This is a genomic window from Vibrio penaeicida (assembly GCF_002933855.1).
In the GTDB taxonomy this organism is placed as follows: Bacteria; Pseudomonadota; Gammaproteobacteria; order Enterobacterales; family Vibrionaceae; genus Vibrio; species Vibrio penaeicida_A.
The window spans coordinates 72,641-91,368 of the sequence record NZ_BFAQ01000044.1; the positions used below are offsets into that span (position 1 = coordinate 72,641).

General features: G+C 44.0%; 14 protein-coding genes. 4 read left to right on the plus strand and 10 right to left on the minus strand.

From position 1 onward, the window contains the following. Positions 1-253 precede the first annotated feature (253 nt). Positions 254-1,060, plus strand: coding sequence for an alpha/beta fold hydrolase (locus tag VPNCDNU1_RS22975; protein ID WP_104402511.1), 807 nt, complete (start codon positions 254-256; stop codon positions 1,058-1,060). Positions 1,061-1,261: 201 nt separating this feature from the next. On the opposite strand, the gene nagE is transcribed toward VPNCDNU1_RS22975, so the two are convergent. The 5 genes from nagE to VPNCDNU1_RS23000 all read right to left on the minus strand — a co-directional run bounded on the left by nagE (position 1,262) and on the right by VPNCDNU1_RS23000 (position 8,246). Next, positions 1,262-2,713 (minus strand): N-acetylglucosamine-specific PTS transporter subunit IIBC, encoded by a 1,452-nt coding sequence (gene nagE, locus VPNCDNU1_RS22980; RefSeq protein WP_104402512.1) that lies wholly within the window; start codon positions 2,711-2,713, stop codon positions 1,262-1,264. A 326-nt stretch (positions 2,714-3,039) separates the two neighbouring features. Continuing rightward, positions 3,040-4,677, minus strand: a complete 1,638-nt coding sequence (locus tag VPNCDNU1_RS22985; RefSeq protein ID WP_104402513.1) for a methyl-accepting chemotaxis protein — start codon at positions 4,675-4,677, stop codon at positions 3,040-3,042. 12 nt (positions 4,678-4,689) lie between these two features. Beyond that, a complete protein-coding gene (locus VPNCDNU1_RS22990; RefSeq protein WP_104402514.1) occupies positions 4,690-4,935 on the minus strand; it encodes a hypothetical protein in 246 nt (81 codons plus the stop codon). 83 nt (positions 4,936-5,018) lie between these two features. Next, positions 5,019-7,079, minus strand: coding sequence for a beta-propeller fold lactonase family protein (locus VPNCDNU1_RS22995; protein ID WP_104402515.1), 2,061 nt, complete (start codon positions 7,077-7,079; stop codon positions 5,019-5,021). Positions 7,080-7,340: 261 nt separating this feature from the next. Further along, the gene (locus tag VPNCDNU1_RS23000) at positions 7,341-8,246 is read right to left on the minus strand and encodes a manganese-dependent inorganic pyrophosphatase (protein WP_104402516.1); all 906 of its coding nucleotides are present in this window, start codon (positions 8,244-8,246) and stop codon (positions 7,341-7,343) included. Between the two features lie 415 nt (positions 8,247-8,661). Between VPNCDNU1_RS23000 and VPNCDNU1_RS23005 the strand changes: the two genes are divergently transcribed. Then, positions 8,662-9,864 carry a quinone-dependent dihydroorotate dehydrogenase gene (locus tag VPNCDNU1_RS23005; protein ID WP_104402517.1) on the plus strand — a complete coding sequence of 401 codons (1,203 nt, stop codon included), beginning with the start codon at positions 8,662-8,664 and terminating at the stop codon, positions 9,862-9,864. A gap of 3 nt (positions 9,865-9,867) precedes the next feature. Then, positions 9,868-10,050: a DUF1315 family protein gene (locus VPNCDNU1_RS23010; RefSeq protein ID WP_104402518.1), complete on the plus strand. Its 183-nt coding sequence runs from the start codon at positions 9,868-9,870 to the stop codon at positions 10,048-10,050. A gap of 109 nt (positions 10,051-10,159) precedes the next feature. Here VPNCDNU1_RS23010 and torA read toward each other — a convergent pair whose 3' ends face one another. From torA to torE, 3 genes are read right to left on the minus strand one after another with little or no spacing between them, the layout of a single operon-like run. Then, entirely contained in the window at positions 10,160-12,622 is a 2,463-nt protein-coding gene (torA, locus tag VPNCDNU1_RS23015) for a trimethylamine-N-oxide reductase TorA (protein WP_104402519.1), read from the minus strand. Positions 12,623-12,643: 21 nt separating this feature from the next. Further along, positions 12,644-13,828 (minus strand): pentaheme c-type cytochrome TorC, encoded by a 1,185-nt coding sequence (gene torC / locus VPNCDNU1_RS23020; protein WP_104402520.1) that lies wholly within the window; start codon positions 13,826-13,828, stop codon positions 12,644-12,646. Between the two features lie 44 nt (positions 13,829-13,872). Beyond that, on the minus strand, positions 13,873-14,049 hold the full coding sequence (gene torE, locus VPNCDNU1_RS23025; RefSeq protein WP_104402521.1) for a trimethylamine N-oxide reductase system protein TorE: 177 nt from the start codon (positions 14,047-14,049) through the stop codon (positions 13,873-13,875). 490 nt (positions 14,050-14,539) lie between these two features. Between torE and VPNCDNU1_RS23030 the strand changes: the two genes are divergently transcribed. Then, entirely contained in the window at positions 14,540-15,334 is a 795-nt protein-coding gene (locus tag VPNCDNU1_RS23030; RefSeq protein ID WP_104402522.1) for an ABC transporter permease, read from the plus strand. A gap of 3 nt (positions 15,335-15,337) precedes the next feature. Here VPNCDNU1_RS23030 and VPNCDNU1_RS23035 read toward each other — a convergent pair whose 3' ends face one another. Together VPNCDNU1_RS23035 and nosP are read right to left on the minus strand one after the other, a co-directional pair. Beyond that, on the minus strand, positions 15,338-17,251 hold the full coding sequence (locus tag VPNCDNU1_RS23035; RefSeq protein WP_104402523.1) for a hybrid sensor histidine kinase/response regulator: 1,914 nt from the start codon (positions 17,249-17,251) through the stop codon (positions 15,338-15,340). Next, positions 17,252-18,460 carry a nitric oxide-sensing protein NosP gene (nosP, locus tag VPNCDNU1_RS23040; RefSeq protein WP_104402524.1) on the minus strand — a complete coding sequence of 403 codons (1,209 nt, stop codon included), beginning with the start codon at positions 18,458-18,460 and terminating at the stop codon, positions 17,252-17,254. It lies immediately after the preceding gene. Positions 18,461-18,728: the final 268 nt, after the last annotated feature.

Genomic DNA, 18,728 nt, shown 5'->3' on the forward strand with positions numbered 1-18,728 from the left:
CTTTCTATATTTCATCGAATAGCTCAGAAGGTAAGAAGACTATCGCGAGCGAACTGTTCTTTCAATCAAGAATCAACGAATAAGCTGATCGCTCTAATTGACAATCAATACACCTTATTTTGAAGAAGATAAATCTAAATTTGACATCTTTTGTAATCTCTTGCTTTTGAATTGATATCATTTTTAGTCATTTTAATTGAACAAGAAGCCTAGGCAATGCACCTTGAAAATCACATAACACAAGGAGTTTAAAATGAAAAAGACGGTTTTTATATGCACTGGATTATTGTTCTCAGCAGCCACTTTTACCACCAAAGTATTCGCAACGGAGAACTTGGTTTTTGTGCATGGAGCTCACTTCAATGCCGAATCTTGGAAACAGGTATCGGATTCATTATCTTCTAATATCCAACCAGTCTTCGTGAACCTGCCAGGACGAATGGAATCGGAAAATGCCGAAATCATCACACTCAGCTCATCTGCAAAATCGCTGTGTAGGGAAATCAAAGCACTAGAGGGTAACATCCATTTTGCTGCACATAGCCAAGGGGGAGCAATCGTCAACCAAGCCGTGGGGTTATGCCCTTCGAATCAATTCCAATCCATCACCTACGTAACGGCAGTTGCTCCTCAAAAGGGGGAAACTGCATTCGGTTCGTTGAGTAAGCAAGATGAAACAAATTATTTTGAAGGCGTTCGCTATAACGAAACAAGCCACCGAATGATCATCGGGGATAGCGCCAAGTTTGCAGAAACCTTCGCGCAGGATGCGAATAGAAAACAAAAGGACCTACTGCAACGTCTTTCCCTTTCTGAACCTGCTCATATCGCAGAAGAAAAGGTGACATTTGAATCCTCGAATATGGAACGAATCAAGAAGCACTACATCTTTGCTAATAACGACAAAATCATTTCGCTGGCATCTCAACTTAAAATCGCTAAAAACGCACAAATCAAAAGTGTGTATGCAATGCATACGGGTCATCTACCCATGCTTACAGACAGTGAAGGACTAGCCCACATTTTGAATTCGATTGTTCTATACCCAAGTCAAAAATAATCGAGACAGTTTATAGCGAACGTAACGTTAGCTCGGAGCTAAAAGTAAATCGAGGATAAAAGTAAAAGGAGATAGCAGTACATCGGTCATAAAAAAAAAACCGAGCGTAAAGCACGCTCGGTTTTAAAAAGGTTTTGTTCGGCAAACGGTGACTAATCGTAATTCAAGTAACTTAGGGGGAACTCTAGCCGAACAAAATTCTTATGCGTTTAGGTTTTTCATTGCCGCGGCAACTTTATCAACCTTGCCAACACCAACGATAACTTGGATAGATGTTTTACCCAGTTTAACCACACCGGCTGCACCTAGTGCTTTCAATGCGTCGTCGTTGATATTTTCTGTGCTCTTCACTTCAAGACGTAGACGTGTAATACAGTTATCGATCGTCACTAGGTTTTCTTTACCACCTAGTTCTGCAATGTATTTAGCCGCCAATTGATCGATGTTCTCTTCGCCTTCTTCCGCCATTTCTTCACCACGACCAAGCGTCTTAAGGTTGAACTTGGCGATAGCAACTCTGAATAGCACGTAGTAAAGCAAACCAAAGACCAAACCTTGAGGAATCAGCATGTACCACTGTGTCGCTAGTGGGTTTTGGCTGCTAAGAACAAAGTCGACAAGACCAGCAGAGAAACCGAATCCAGCCATCCACTCCATTGATGCCGCGATGAACAAGCTGATACCCGTTAGGACAGCGTGAATCAAAAACAGTACGGGCGCAAGGAACATGAATGAGAATTCAAGCGGTTCGGTAATACCTGTGAAGAAAGAAGCAGCACCTGCTGCCAGCATAACAGAGAATACTTTGCCTTTGTTTTTCTTATCTGCGCTGTGGTAAATCGCCAACGCTGCAGCAGGTAGACCAAACATCATGATTGGGAAGAAGCCCGCTTGATACATGCCGGTTACACCAGGAGTCGCTGTACCATTTGCAATGGACTGAGCACCACCTAGGAAATTAGGAATATCATTGATGCCAACTACGTCAAACCAAAATACTGGGTACAACGCGTGGTGCATACCAACTGAAAGGAAAAGACGGTTTAGGAAGCCAAACAAGCCGGCGCCTAGAGGACCGAGATCTTGCAATGCCGTGCCAAGAGAAAGTAGCGCATTAAAAATTACAGGCCACACAGTCATTAAAATAAACGACAAAACCATACCAGCGATAGACGTTAGGATAGGAACTAAACGCTTACCACTAAAGAACGCAAGGAACTTAGGCAATTCTACGTGTGAGAATCGGTTGTATATTTCAGCTGAGATAATACCGACAACAATACCCACAAACTGGTTTGCAACACGATCAAATGCCATGTTGACTTCGTCAGCAGAGATACCTTGAAGCTGGGACAATGTCGCAGGAGAAAGCAACGTTGTGACCACCAACCACATAACAAAGCCCGACAAAGCTGCCGAGCCATCTTTATCTTTAGACAAACCGAACGCAACACCAACTGCAAATAACACCGCCATGTTGTCAATAATGGCGGCACCCGATTTAATTAAAAAAGCAGCAAGTACACTTTCGCTTCCCCAACCTACAGGGTCTAACCAGTAACCCACACCCATCAAAATTGCTGCGGCAGGCAACGTAGCCACGGGCACCATAAGTGCCTTACCGACTTTCTGCATATAACCTAGTACGCTCATTTAAATCCTCATGAAGTATTTCAAAAACTTCGGCGGATTTTACAAACGTAATTTTACGACGCAAAAAAACTCCTCACTAATGTGTTCAGGTTCACTAATATGAGTAAAAACAACATTAAAAGAAAGGTTACTATTGATATAACTATCTGAATACTGTACTGTTCTCACGAAGTTCGTCGCACAAGCTTTTCTATATATTGCTAAGGTTATAAATCAATCAAAACCATTACGTATTTTCGACAACTTGTTTTATATGCTACTTAAAGAATCCTAGAATGCCGAAGCTATCCGCTTCGGCATTTTTGTTTCAGGTTTTTTTAGATTTATTACGCTAACTTAAAGCGATTTATCATCCTCATCATATCTTCAGAAACTTGGCTTAACTCTTCACTTGCTGCCGCCATCTGAGTCGATTCGCTGGCTAATGAATTTGAACCGTCGTTTAAGCTAGAAACATTCTGGTTAATGCTGTTTACCGTAACGGTTTGTTCTTCTGTTGCCGCGGATATTTGTTGATTCATTCCTTGAATGGCATGAACTTCTTGCGCAATTTCATTCAATGCATCCCCTGCAGAAGAAGAAATCTCAGACGTATTGGTGGCTTTTTCAGCCCCTTTACTCATCACACCGACCGCTTGCTCCGCACCTTCTTGAAGCTTCTCTATGATGGTTTGAATTTCAATTGTGGATTCTTGAGTTCGAAGAGACAGCGTTCTCACTTCATCAGCCACTACAGCAAAACCTCTACCAGCTTCACCCGCACGAGCCGCTTCTATTGCTGCGTTCAATGCAAGTAAGTTGGTTTGCTCTGCAATACCTCTGATGACTTCTAAAACGGTATCGACATTTCGGCTGTCGGTTGCAAGTTGAGTAATAACCTGGCTGGCCTCCCCGATGTCTTCCGCTAATAGCTGAGATTCACGTATGTTTCGCTGAATAATCACTAAGCTCTGTTCAGTTTGCTTGGCTGCCTTCACGCTGTAATCTGAAGCATCGACGGTACGGCCCGCCACCTCTTCAACGGCTGTTAACATTTCACTCATCGCACCCGCCAGTTGTGAAGTATCACTTTGCTGTTGATTGAGGTTGACATCAACGGATGAAACCGACGAAGAAAGCTGATTGGCAGAAGCAGCCAACTGGGTGCCCGCATCACTCACACTTCTCATGATCTCCTGAATTGAGCCAACAAAACGGTTAAAGTACTGTGCAAGCTCAATAAGCTCCTGACTACCCTCTTCTTTCAAACGTTGCGTTAGGTCACCTTCACCACTAGATAAATCGCGCATTGCAGCGACGGTTTTATTGATTGGGTTGGTAATGGTCTTCACGAAATACGCGATCAACGCAGAAAGCACAATCAGAATCATACCGGCATTGGTCATGGATATGATTTGCGACTGTTGAATGTCTCGCTCAAGTGAACTCATATTAATGCCTGTACCAATCATCCACCCCCACTCGTGAAAATAGTCGGCATAACTGGTTTTTGGGGAAAGCTCTGTCGCATCTGGCGATGTTTTCCACATATAATCGACAAACCCGCCCCCTTGTTTACCTGTCGCATAGAGCTCTTCCACGAACAGTTTGCCATTCCCGTCTTTCAGTGGAAGGATATTGGTACCAAGCAATCGCTTCAGTCCAGACGCCAACTGGATGCCATCTTTGTCCGCAACAAAAATATAGTTTCCGTTATCAAATCGCATTGCAGATATCGACTCTAACGACAACCTCTGCGCTTCTTCTTTCGACATTGAGCCGTTCAGGCTTTGTGCATGGTAATAGTTAAGAACGCCTACCGCCCCTTCGACTATTTGCTGAACACCACGCTCGTAGTTTGCGCGCATGTGCTTTTTCGTTGCTGATGCATCTAAGAGTGAATTTGCGATTAACCCAACAGCAAACAGAACCAGTATCATCCATGCCCGCATGCTTATGGGTGCGTTTTTTAGAGAAAAGTTCATAGCGCCTCCTCGTTACTCATGCGGACCAGTGACATTCTCACTGGCGTAGCAAAATTCATGGCTTTCATACAGCTCACGTAATGCATCTCTGCATTTTTTTTCATCTTTCGCATTGTCTTCAAAATGCTGAATGACCGTTTGAAACTGCTGTAAAATCTGCCGAGAACTTTCTTCCGATTTTTGGCAGACACCATGAGCGTCTTGTAACTTTTTATGCGACAGCTTTTTACCCTGCGCACGTTTAAAAACACTATTCATACCTAACCCCTGACGTTGTTTCTGTACGGTTCACTATGTGTATACCCAACCCATGGTCCAGTCATAGCGGTATACAGGTGACGTTAACTATTAAATTTATAAACATTGACTCTGTTCAGCGCACAATCGGGTAAATAGACTTTGCTATTTTTCACATGGAGCAAGTAAGGCAGCCATAATTGACCTTTTTCTCTATCGGCTCCAAAACCACTGAATGATTCGACATACTCTCCAGAACATTTGAAGATTTTTATTGCTCGGTTCACGAGATCGGAAACGAACAGGTATCCGTTTTCGTGATCAATACTGGTAGGAAGTAAGAAATTATCGTTGTTCGTTCCATACCCTTCTTTACCGAAGCTACGCACCCACTTTCCACTCTGATCGTATACTTCGATTCGGTTGTTATTCTGATCGGTTATAAAACTAATTCCGTTTGCATCGACAGTGATGTCAGATGGCGTATGGAATTCTCCATGCTCATCCCCAAGCTGCCCATAGGTATGAACTAAACCAGCTGCACCGGTTTCCGATAACCTCCAACGGCAAATTCGGTTATTGCCAGAATCCGCAATCAGGATGTCATTGTTCGTTGGATCAACGGCAATACCCTGCGGTTTGTTTAATTGCTCAGGGTTAGAACCTAATCCGCCAAAGACGGTATAAGGAACCAATTCGCCTATCACATCGTTATATTGCAGCACGGTGACAATACCACTCAGGTAATTGCTCACGACAAGCAGCGGCACCTCTGGATCCAATTGACCAGGTAACGGTTCGCTAGGCGTTAACGCAGCGATGCCAAGCGAGCCCGGCAGCATGGGTAAGCTTATCGGTCTCGCGGAATTGCTCTTACCATCTTCAGTGGCTTGCAGTTGGTAATTACCTGCATCAACCATCCAAAGTAAATCCTCTGGATCATCAAATTTATCGTTTAAGAAAATTCGGATCATCGTTTGCTGCCATCGCTGAACCCATTCAGTTTGAGCAGACAACGCAATACTTAACCATGATGGAATACCAGCAGGCTGCATGGCTTTAAGCACCTGATCTTGTATCGAAAGCTGATGCTCCAACCAGTTTTGAATCGCCGGAGCGTCTCCTGTTTGCCCGCCGCTTTGCGCGGATGTCACGTCTCCAACAACAGAAGTTACAAAGTGAAGTTGCCCAGGATTGTCTCGTTCATCACCAACAGACTTCAGAACTTTTGTTGCCCGCGTTTTGCCTCCTTTTAAAGTGGCAAGATTGACTTTGTGTTTTTGGAGAGACGCAAGGAATGGTTCGGTAATCAGCATGGTTTGAGGTTCAGTCGATTCGGTGATCTGAACGGGTGCGAAAAATCCGTCCAGTTGCCCCATAAATTGACCATCGAGGTTATATATTGAAATAACGTTTGGTCCGCCACCGGGAATCAATACGCGATTCTGAATGACTGAAACGCCACGAGATAAATCAAGACCATCGATATAACATTTTCCGCGTTCACTAAAGACAATACCTTTGCCTTGCCAATCACAGCGCACGACGGTTGCAAACCCTGTATTAGCAATATAAATATTGCCCTGCTTATCCAAGCTTAACCCTTGAGGCCAGAGTAAGTGAACGGGATCTCCTCCGTTTTCTGGGGTAATTTCATCGATCGTGTATTCAAAATTGCCATCTTCGCTAAAAACCACAAGGCGAGACTGGCTATCTGGTCCCTCATAAAACTCATCAGCGACACAGACTTTACCTTCATGGACGACAATGCCATTCGGCCCCTTTAAGTCCACCTCGGGCTCATCACCGAATACTTTGATGGATTGAATATCGAGTTCTTCATTGTATTCAAGAATATGGACACGGAAGTTTCCTATGTCCGTAACGTATACCCAATTCTTATCGGGGTGTGATAACAGCCTAAATGGCATGTTAAATTGCTGTGAGCCTTTACCTACGGTCCCAAAGCTGGCGAGAATTTGATCCATTTCTGAATCAAACACAAAAACGCGATTGTGCGCGGTATCGGCTAACCAAATCCGACCAAAACGGTCTACGCAACTACCGACAGGTGTGTTAAGCGAAAGGTGCCCAGCAGATGAACACGGCAGTTCCGGCAACTGATCGACTGTTGTGCCGATATAACTGTGATATGCAATTCCCATAATACCTAGCCTATTTTTTAATATATTTTGTTCATGCTCTACCTAAAATGAAGAATTCTCAGGTATACAATGATTTATATTTTTATGTGTACTGACACATAAAAAAGTAGCAGGTGATAGGTAACTCGCCAGTCGATGAAGTGTGAAATTTCGAAATTATTATAGATTTAATACATATGTCATAGTTTGCACTTAAAAAATGACATTAAAAAAGCCGGAGCAACTGCCCCGGCTTCTAATAATACTTTAATAAATAAAGAGTTAAGCAAGCTCACCTTGAAGCCAAGGCCAACCTTGTTTCTTACGGCTTAATGTGTTTTCCATCATTAACATACCGCCTTTTTCATGCTTAACGAGCTTCTCTGCCCACTCACCTTTGTAAAGAAGACGAGTTTGAGAAGTCGTGATGTCAGTTAGCATAACAGCAGCGAACGCTAGACCTTCTTCAGAGCAGCGACGCTCTAGATCAGCTTCTAGACCTTCAATCATGCCATCTACTTGCTCTAGGGTCGCAAGTTCAACCTGACCAACAACCACATCACGACCGTTAAATGGGTAAGCTTTTAAGTCTTTCTCTACGAGTTCTGCTGCAGACAAACCTTCGATGTTTGTTTTTGCAATCAGAAGATCTTTGATGAACGAGTCTACGTCTTCTACACCAGCAATTTCAGCTAGTGCGTATACCGCGTCTTTGTCTTTCTGAGTACAAGTAGGAGAAGCAAATCCAACCGTATCGGACAAAATTGCAGACATCATCATAATTGCTAATGGCTTAGTGATTTCAGTCTCTTCCATCTTGAAAAGTGCAAATAGGATTGTACAAGTACAACCTACTGGCCAAATCCAAGCTTCTAGAGGGTTAACAGTCATCACATCACCCAGACGATGGTGATCCACAATACCTAGAATTTCAGCATCACCAATATCATCAGGAGCTTGAGCTAAGTCTGTGTAGTCAACCAACCAAATGTTTTCACCTGCTACAGAAGTTCGTAGCTCTGGTTGATCTGCGCCAGCAACTTCAAGAACGTGCTGAGTTTCACGGTTAATTTCGCCTTGGCGAATGCCTTTTGCTTCAAGTCCACGCGCTTTCAATAGCTCAGCGGTAACGATCGCACTACAGATACTGTCTGTGTCTGGGTTCTTATGACCAACTACTAGAATCATTTTGCTTCCTAATTACTTTCAAATTTTGCCGACAATCACACAAAAAATCGCAAAAGAGTTTCGGTGCCTGTGACGGTAGCTTTTTCAAAAGTCGTTACTTTACCTGATTTCAAAAAAAAGTCATTCCTGATCCGAGTGAAAAGTGCAGTTTAATCTTCATTAATTGAGTACAACCAACACCATTATAAATGATAATCGTTTGCATTCGCATTATCATTTAATTAAAGTTAGCAACATACCAAGTCAATCTTGGTTACAAAAGAAAATACCCTCTTTGTGTCGGGATTATTGCGATATTTAATGGTTAATATTTTATTTAAAGTATTAACAGGATAGAAACCACCATTGCTTCTCGTAGTGAGCTCGGCCAATTGAAGGGACATAAAAAGTCAACCAATAACAAGGATAGAAAGTCATGAGCTTCCTAATCGGCGTAAGAAACCTCGTTCTGAGAGTGCTCTATCGCATCGTTCGCCCACTAATATTTCTTATGGAACCAGAACAAGCCCACTCTGTTTTGAAAAAGATGGGCGTTGCATTGGGTTCAAATGCCCTTACCCGCGGGCTAACTAGCTTACTCTTCAACTACGAAAATCAGGCACTGAATACAAAGGTAGATGGTGTAACTTACCGTAACCCTGTCGGTTTATCCGCTGGTTTCGATAAAGATGGTGAGCTAACAAAAATATACCCTTCACTAGGGTTTGGGCTCGCAGAGCTGGGATCATTTACTGGCGAAGTTTGCCCCGGCAACCCTGGTAGAAGGCTTTTCCGTATGGTGAAATCTAAAGCCATTGTCGTTTGGTATGGTTTAAACAACCAAGGTGCTGAAAAAATCGCAAAACGATTGGCTAACGTTGATTTTGGTTCACTAAGAGTGGGAATCAATGCAGCAAAATCAAATATCACACCTGAATTTGTTTTAGAGGACTCCATTCAGGATTACCTAAAAACGATGCACGCCTTCAAGGACATTGGTGATTACTTCACAATCAACATCAGCTGCCCTAACACACAAGATGGCGAACCGTTTGTCGATAGAGCTAACTTAGACGCATTGCTCAATGCCGTAAACGATGAAATCCGCCCTCTCACCGACCGTCCGATCTACGTTAAGTTGGCAGCCGACATTACATTGGATGAAATTAACGTCATCGTTGACGCGTGTGTGGAACACAAAATGGATGGTGTTGTGCTAACCAACCTTGCTAAGCCTGACGGAAATGAAGAACACGTGCCTGATGAGTACCCATCAGCACAAGGTAAACTTCCCAAAGGTAAAGGAGCGATGAGCGGATTGCCACTTCAACGTATCTCTACTAACGTTATTCGTCATGTTTACCGCCGTACTCGTGGTGAGCTGACCATAATCGGTGTTGGTGGTGTATTCAGTGCAAAAGATGCTTACGAGAAGATCACTTCTGGTGCCAATTTGCTACATATGATCACAACAATGATTTTCGACGGACCGCAAAATATCAATGAGATTAACCGCGGATTAGTGCAGCTTCTTAAACAAGATGGCTTTAATTCAATTGAAGAGGCCGTTGGTTCAAGAAACCCACTGCCAGCTTTAAAACCAACCGAATTGCAAAATCAGGAAGACAAGGCAGCATAAAACATGAACGGCAATAGCTTTAATCTTATTGTACACGGTCTACCTGACGAACTTTATTCTGAATTTAAACGTGCCTTAAGAAAAGGCTATTGGCGTAATGGAGTGCTAATGACGGAAAAGCAACGTCAGGCGTGCCAGCGAGCTATTTTGGTTCGTGAAACCCGCCCTCCTGTTGCACTGCAGTAATTAGATCCTAATGAAAGGCTGTAAGGTTCGGCAACAATGCCGAACCTTTTGTTTTCTTCATGAGTAGCACTTCAACACCCTGATATAAGGATGATAAATGTGCTGTCATTTAAATCACCTCAATAGGTCCACCAAAGGATGTCACTGGCGGTACTTTTCCTGAGAACTTCTCAAAATCCACAATACATGTATTCGCGGAGGTTGCTTGTGCCAGTTCAGACGTTGGAATGTCTTGAGTTAACGTATTTGGATCGCCATAAGTACAAATCGCGCCTTCTTTTTCGTTCAGCGGTCCATACCATGCACCCTCTTCAATACGAATAACCCCTTGCGGATAGCTATCTGTTACCACTGCTCCCGCCATCAATTGGCCACGATCGTTGAATACACGTACTAAATCGCCATCTTTAATGCCTTTTGCTTTAGCATCAACAGGGTTGATGTAAACTGGCTCACGACCTTGTACCGCATACGTTGAACGAAATTCTTCGGACTCACACATTTGAGAGTGTAAACGCTTATCTGGGTGGCAAGATTGCAGCCAGTACGGGTGCTTCTCTGAACCCGGGCCACCATGAGAACGCTCTGTTTTCTCAAACCACATTGGGTGGTCTTGGCAATGCTCGTAACCCATACGACCAATGGTGCGGCTCGAAATTTCAATGAAACCAGATGGTGTCCCCAATGCATTGATTTCAGGGTCTTTACGGAAATCAGCGTGGCGAACCCAAGGTTTACCTGTACCGAAGTCCAGAACACCTTTCTCCCAGAATTCATCAAACTCTGGCATGTCGAACTTAGCTTTGTTTGCGTTACGACAGTCTTCATAAAGCGAGCGTACCCACTCCATCTCATCCATACCACGGGTGTATTCTTTATGGCGACCAAAACGACGAGTTAGCTCTGTGAAGATGTCAAAGTCAGTACGCGACTGGAACAATGGATCCACCAGCTTCTGCATCGCCACTAAACCGCGACCAGAATACGAACCGTACACGTCGATATCGTTACGCTCCCATTGCGTACAAGCTGGCAGTACGATATCGGAGAAACGACACGTTGCTGTCCACGCAAACTCGATAGTGACAACGGTCTGAAGTTTACGGAACGCTTTCTTCATACGGTTGCGATCCTGATGGTGATGCCAAGGGTTGTTCCCTGAGATCACCATCATTTTGTAATCTGGCAATTTCACTTTAGAGCCGTTATAGCGAATCTCTTTCCCCGGCTCCAACAAACAGTCGATCCAGCGGGCAACAGGAATGGTGCGGCTGTAGCCGTTGTAATCTTTGTTGTCCCATTTTGGCTTCATGCCTTGGTCAAGGTTACGCGGGAAGCCACCCGGAGCAGCAAAGCCAGTAGAAGGCACACCGATACCAGAGTAATGGTGACCATAAGAAACCCCACCGCCAGGAAGGCCAATTTGCCCAACCATGGCAGCAACAACGGCTCCAGCCCAGTAAGGCTGTTCACCGTGTTCTTGGCGCTGAATACACCAGCCAAATAGAATCTGTGTGCGACCGCTAACCAGCATACGGGCAAACTCGCGAATCTTATCCGCTTCTACTCCGCAAATCTCTGCCGCCCATTCTGGTGTTTTTTCTACTTTGTCTTTGGTTTCTCCAAGTACATATTGGATGAATGGGTCAAAGCCCAAGCAGTAGGTTTTAATGAACTCTTTATCGTGCAGGTCTTCTTTATACAATGTGTGTGCGACGGCCAACATAAACGCAACGTCTGTCATTGGGTTGATGTATAAGTGATCGTTTTGAAGATAGCGCTGTGTCTTGTTCTTCACAGGATCCACTGAGAGAACGTTGATTTCGCCTTTCGCGACCTTTTCTTTCAATTGTTCCAAGTACGGGAACGATTCGTGCGTTTCACAGTTCCAACCAACCTGAAGGTTTTTCACTGGATCGTTCGCCCACAGAATAATGTTGTCGCTGTGCTCTAAGATTTCAGACCAAGACGTGCCTTGAGCATATACTTCGGTCGATCCCAATACGTAAGGCATAATGGTTTGACCCGCCCCCGTAGAGTAATCCCCTACTTTGGTAATGAAGTTACCGTGCATGCCCACCGCGCGTTGCATGTGGCTGGTACAACTATGGAATTGACCCGTTTGACGCCAGCCAGTTTGCCCAGCGTGTAGCGCCCAAGGACCATAATCTTTTTGTACTCGTTCCAACTCTCGGTAGAAAAGATCCAGAGCTTCATCCCAAGTTACACGGATAAAACGATTGTTACCGCGTGTATCTGCGCTGTATTTGTGCTTCTTGAGCCAGTCTAGGCGAACCATCGGATAACGAACGCGGGATGGGCTGTAAATAATGCCCTTAATGCCGTTCAGCATATCCGTTGGGTGCGAATCCATCTCTAGTGGTTTGATTTCTTGAACTTTGCCACCGTAGATATGGGCGCGAAATGCGCCCCAGTGAGAACCGGATACTTTCCATGTCCCAGTCGTTTCCGCTGCATTTGCTGAAGCCGATGCCAATAAGCTAGGGCCAATGACAGACGCTGCGCTCGTTGTCGCTACACCTTTAAGAAAACTTCTTCGTGTAATTGCCATTTCTTTTACTCCGTCTGACGCTTAGTGGTGACCTTCAGCAAAATCTGAAGAGTGTTTCTGTAGGTATTTCAATACTAGGGCTTCGCTGTCTTTATCAAAGTTCACGAATGCAAGCATGCCATTGAACATGCCCGGCCAACCGTTTGCGGTGAAGTGCGCTTCGTCTGGCTGTGTATGACACACTGAACAGTTGGTTTGATAAGCTTCTTTTGCTTTGTCCCAGATTGGTGTTACGTCACCCAGCATGGCGGTTTTTTCCATCCACAGTTTCGTTTCTACACGTTGCCATGGTAGACCCGTCAGCTCGTCTTCTTTGGTTTCAAATGTTTTCACTAGATCTTCATTAACAGCGGTCTCTTTAAGAAGAGAACCAATAGCGATGTTCAGGCCAAAGTCTTCCTGAATAACACGCCCAAAGCCTTTCGCTTTACGCCAACCAGAAATTTCAACCAGCACCGCATCGCCTTTATCATCAACGACTTTTACCGTCGATGCTGGGTTCAGTAATCCTGCTTCTTTGGTCATTCCAGCGTCTTCATACATAGGTAAATGGCGAACACTTGTTACGCTGTTACCTGCGGAGTAATCGGTATTAGAAGCCAGTTGCTCCAATTCACCAATCATGCCACCTGAGCTGTCCATGTTTTTAGGCAAGTTGTGAGCGATGCCTTTGTGGCAATCGATACAGCTTTGGTCTCGCTCCGCCGCATTTTTCATTTGGATACGTGCGGCTGGCTTCATCTTCTCGAAGTCCATGGAGTCGTAGTTGTGGCAGTTTTTACATTCCAGAGACTTGTTCGCAGAGAAACGGTCCCATTCGTGTTTAGCAAGCTCAATACGGCGCTCTTCAAATTTCTCGGGGGTACCTAAGTCGCCAAAGATCTGTGCAAACACTTCTTTTGAAGCCTGCATTTTACGGGCAATTTTTGCTGTCCATTCATGTGGAACGTGGCAGTCAGGACAAGTCGCTCGGACACCTGAACGGTTTTGCCAGTGGATGGTTTCTTGCAGTTCCTGATACACATTGTCGCGCATGGTGTGACAGCTAACGCAGAACTCTTCTGTATTCGTCGCTTCCAATGCGGTGTTAAAGCCACCCCAAAAGATAACACCTGCAATAAACCCGCCCATTGTCAGCACACCCAAGCTGATGTGAACGGCAGGGCGAGTCATCGTGTGCCAGATTTTTACGATAAACGATTTCATGATCTGTTCTCTTTAAAAAATTCGTTCAAAAAATGGAGAGGGATTTAACCGTGTACGCCTGGAGGACCTAAGAAAAAGACCTGCAGCATCCACACGATAAACCCGTACCCACCAACAAACATGACGCTTAATACGGGAAAGAGAACGACGGTAATCAGGAGAAAAGACTTCCACTCAAATGAGCGAGCTTCTTTTGGCTCCACTTTATTAACATTACTCATACATTGCCTGCTTATAGTATTGATAATTTCATCTGTACCAAGTCCGGAGACCAAGTACACCTACAACTTATAATGAGAAATTTTAGAACAATCGAATCTTATGATTCAATGGTTTGGTTCCTTATATAGCAAGCTATTCGACACTTTTTTGAGCTCATACAGAGATGTGTTTAATTAACATTTTATGTGAAAATTAATGAACAGATATGACAATTTAATATTGTTTCATATATGTTTAATTTGATTGTTTTTTGTTACAAAACACTCTTTATTAGCGTTCAAGAAACCGAGGAAAGCCGCTTCATTTCCTAACCTACTCAGAAATAAATGTAGAATATTTGTTAAATCTAAAAGCTTCATTTGTGAGAATTTGAAGCGAATTAAAACTTTCTAACTAAAGGTATTTGCTTTAGATAAAAACTCGGATCAACAGACCTAACAAGATGTGGTGGTTTGGGTATAAAATAGGGGAAAAACAATCGAGGTTTCTATGCAGGAATCAATTGATATTGGCTGGGTTTTCCTACTGCTTTTCTCTCTCACTCTTTGCATTCCGCTTTACATTAATCACCACTTTCAGCTTGGGCTGGCAAAAGACACATTTATCAGCGTAACAAGAATGTGTATTCAGTTGATTTTGGTGGGTGCTTATTTGGAGTTTGTTTTTGATCTCAATAGCCTAGTATTGAACGTTGTTTGGGTTTTGATCATGGCAGGCATAGGGACAAGTGCAATCATCGATAAAGCCAAGCTCCCATTGAAACCGCTATTTTTGCCTGTGATATCGGGGCTATTGATTGGTCTTGCCCCCATCATTATTGTGCTATGTGTTGTGGTTGTTCAGCCAACACCTGTGTATAGCTCACAATACGTTATCCCACTTTGTGGAATGCTCATTGGTAATAGCATGAATGCCAATATCATCATGCTACAAAACTTATTCAGCGCGTTCAAAGAACGGGAAGGCGAATACCATGCCGCGCTTTCACTGGGTGCCTCTCCGACCTATGCTTCATTGCCTTTTGTTCGAACCGCTATGCAAAAAGCGTGGTCACCTATTCTTGCCTCAATGGCAACAATAGGTTTAGTTACCCTACCCGGCATGATGACAGGGCAGATTTTAGGTGGAACATCCCCCTTGGTCGCAATCAAATATCAGTTAATCATTATGATTGCGATTTTTGTCATGATGACCATATCTTTGTCGCTTTCGACCAAACTGGGGTTACGTAAAGTTCTTTCAAAAGAAGGGCGGATTTTGGTTTCAACCAAAGAGGAGAGCTAACGATTAACCTTGAATAACTTGCGATTGAAACGGGAACTGAGAATTCGAATGTAGCTGGCTAATGATGGTGGTTTTTAACCGAACAGGAGAAACGGGCTTATTGACCAATAAGTAGCCACTCTCTCTTACTTGTTGCTTGAGTGTTTCGCTTCGATTTGCACTTAGCACAATGGTTGGCACTGAATGAGGACGATTAAGGTGCACATGTTCAGCAACTTCCAAACCTGTTTTACCTTCATCTAAATGGTAATCCACTATCAGCAGTTCAACCGAATCCGATGAAACATCGCATTGCACCTGCAATGCAGCTAAAGACTCTGCCGTCACCACGTCACATCCCCACTGACTAAGTAACTCCTTCATCGCCATGCAAATATTATTATCGTTATCCACAACCCAAATTCGACAGCCTTGTAAAACAGCACTTGCATCTAACTCTTTTGGCTTCAGAACTGGCATGGCGGTTGTTTTCACCGTGCCATAAGGCACTAAAACCGAAAAGCGCGATCCTTTGTGAAGTTCTGACTCCAATGAAATATGGTGCCCTAATACCCCTGAAATCTTATCAACAATGGCTAACCCCAGCCCCAGTTGCGTTCTGTTTTCTGCTTTTCTAGGACTCAGACGTTTGAATTCTTGAAACACCTCTTTTTGCTTATCTTTAGGAATGCCGTCTCCTGTATCCAAAACATCAATTCTCACCCCGCTTTCAGTGCGCCGACAGCCCAGTAAAACCTTACCCGACTCGGTATACCTTAAGGCGTTGGTCATCAGGTTCCTGATGATTCTGGCAAGCAATACGGAATCACTGTAAATCACAACTTTACTGGGGACGTATCTCACTTCTGTTTCAGACTCAAAGGCTAATTGATGGAACTCATTGGCGATGTTGTCTAACAACTCGTTTAGAGCGAAAGGCTGCTTGTCTGCGCGAATGGTTCCAGCATCCAATTTTGAAATATCAACCAGCATGGTAATTAAAGATTCGACATCGGAAAGGGAGTGATCCAACGAATCCACCAGCCTACGGGCGGGCGGTCCTAGCCTTTGTGCACGCAACGATCCCAAAAATAGCTGCGCAGCATTCAAGGGCTGCAATAAGTCGTGGCTGATAGCCGCAAGGAATTTCGTTTTTGATAGATTAGCCAATTCCGCCTCTTGCTTGGCGTCTAGTAGCCTGCCTTGGATCTCTCGCCGTTCATCGACTTCTTTACTTAACTGATTGTTCAGGTCTTCCAACTGAGCCGTTCTAAGCTGTACGCGCTTTTCTAGCGTTTGATAAGACTGGCGTAATTTTTCACTAATGGCTGCCTCATACCTTGCCGATTCCGCTTCTTTAAGAAGGGTAATATCGGTGTACAGCATCACCAACCCACCATCCACTGTTCGGCGTTCACTCACTTGCACCCAGCGATTATCTCGCTGCTGAAAAACCCTTCCTCCATGTAAGTCGGAATACGGTAACTCTTTGACGATAAGACCTTTGGTGTGCGCGAGCCTTTTCACTTCAGCCAGCGTGATGCTCGACATATCAAGTGAAATATCATGATCAAGCCAATATTGTTGAAATCGACTATTGGAATGTACGAGGTGCCGGTCTTTGTCATACAAAGCAAAACCGTCAGAAATAGATTCAATCGCATCAACAAAACGTTGCTGTGCACGCTCTACTTTTTGATTGGCGTGCGAAAGTGCTCTGTTGATACTTTCTAATTCATGCAGAGTGTTATTGAGCTCTTCTGTTTTTTCACGAACCTGATCAGCCAACACAACGGAATGCTGAAAAGCGGCATAAGGATCAACACGGTGGCTGTTGTCTTGCTCTACACGACGAACCAAAGAATCGATGATTTTTTTCTGGCGTTCATTTTCTAATAACGCCTCTTCAAGTTGGCGCTTCAACGCTTCATCCGACATTTAGCCCACCTTTTCACGCACTTCTGTCATATCAGAAGAGAGTGGATAAACATTGGGCTGACGACCTATTGCGACACCTGTTAGCGTCTGATTCATATGTACGCCACCGAGCTGTTCTCCATAGGTATTAAACCCAACCATGCGGAAGTCACTGAAAATGGCTTTGATGGTTTCTAACCCGTTAGTTTGTTCTATTTCCTTACGCCGCAAAAAACAATCGCACCCGATAATGATTTCTAAATCTCCTACCCTTTCAGACACTTCGCTAAGCTTTTGTTTTGCATTGGCGTAAATGTCGCCCGGTTTCATCGCGGTAACGACAATGCCATCATCAACCGCGCAGTAAAAATCCAAACTCAGATCATCATTCACTTTCTGAATAGACCGAATGTAAAACTCTCCTCCCACTTTCACCGCTAATGGGTGCAGAGCGTATATTTCTGGTCTGAGATCGTCGAGTAAAATACCTACTTCTCTCGCATACACTTGCGCAGCAGGCTCAGCGTTGAATTCATAGACTCGGCGGCATTCACTGTCGGCTTTCGTCACCACCAACTTACTGCCTAAACTTTGAATATGATGCGTCGTGAAGACTTCAAATGGGCAAGTAGTATTGAACATCACCACAATGGCGGAATCGGCATAGAATTTACCGTCGAAATACACATGAGTATTTGCCAAGTTTTCATCGTCTCCGGCCGACCCTCCAAAATGCGGAATTCGACCCAGAGCCGTATCTAAAGTGACAAGGAAATTTTCTTCTTGCGGCGACAACCCATCTATTAAGGTAAGCACAAAACTACTGTGCTTTATGGGCGCTTTTAGGTGGCTTCGGCAATTTTCAAAAAGGGTTTCGACGCACTGCTGCGCAACACTTAACTCAAAATTTTCTAGCGGTATCACCATGCCAGATACCGTAAACGCGCTTTGGGTAAAGCCAATCGCACTGATACTGCTTTTCGCATAACCGCTGCTGGTAATTTCCCCCGCCGAAGTGCACCCCATCACTTTGCAATGAGTAAATGCGCGATCCATTTCTGATTCAAGTTCTTTTAAATCGTAGGCAGCGGAGCAGAAGAATAAAACAAACCCAATGTTTGGGGTGTTCAAACGTGCAGCAAGCTCTCTTACCGCCTTAACGGCTTCAAGCTGATAGGATTCAGCCGTCACCACGGCAGCTTGGTCTGGTATTGGACTGGCAGAAAACATCCCTCTTCCTTAGTCGATATCTTTGGATCTATCTTTGATTAAAGAAACATGTATACATTCAGTCTAGCTTGGTCTGAGGCAACGTTAATCCTACTTAAGGAGGATATTTGTCGTTCATCTTCTCCTCATATAGTCGATGTCTCATTATTAGAACAAGCATTATAAATTGAGCTGATTACACTAAAAGGAACTACTAAGAATAGGGTTATTTACTTCAATATCCGTAACCCAATGAAAGTTAAACATAACGTCAGTAGGTACGAAGAAT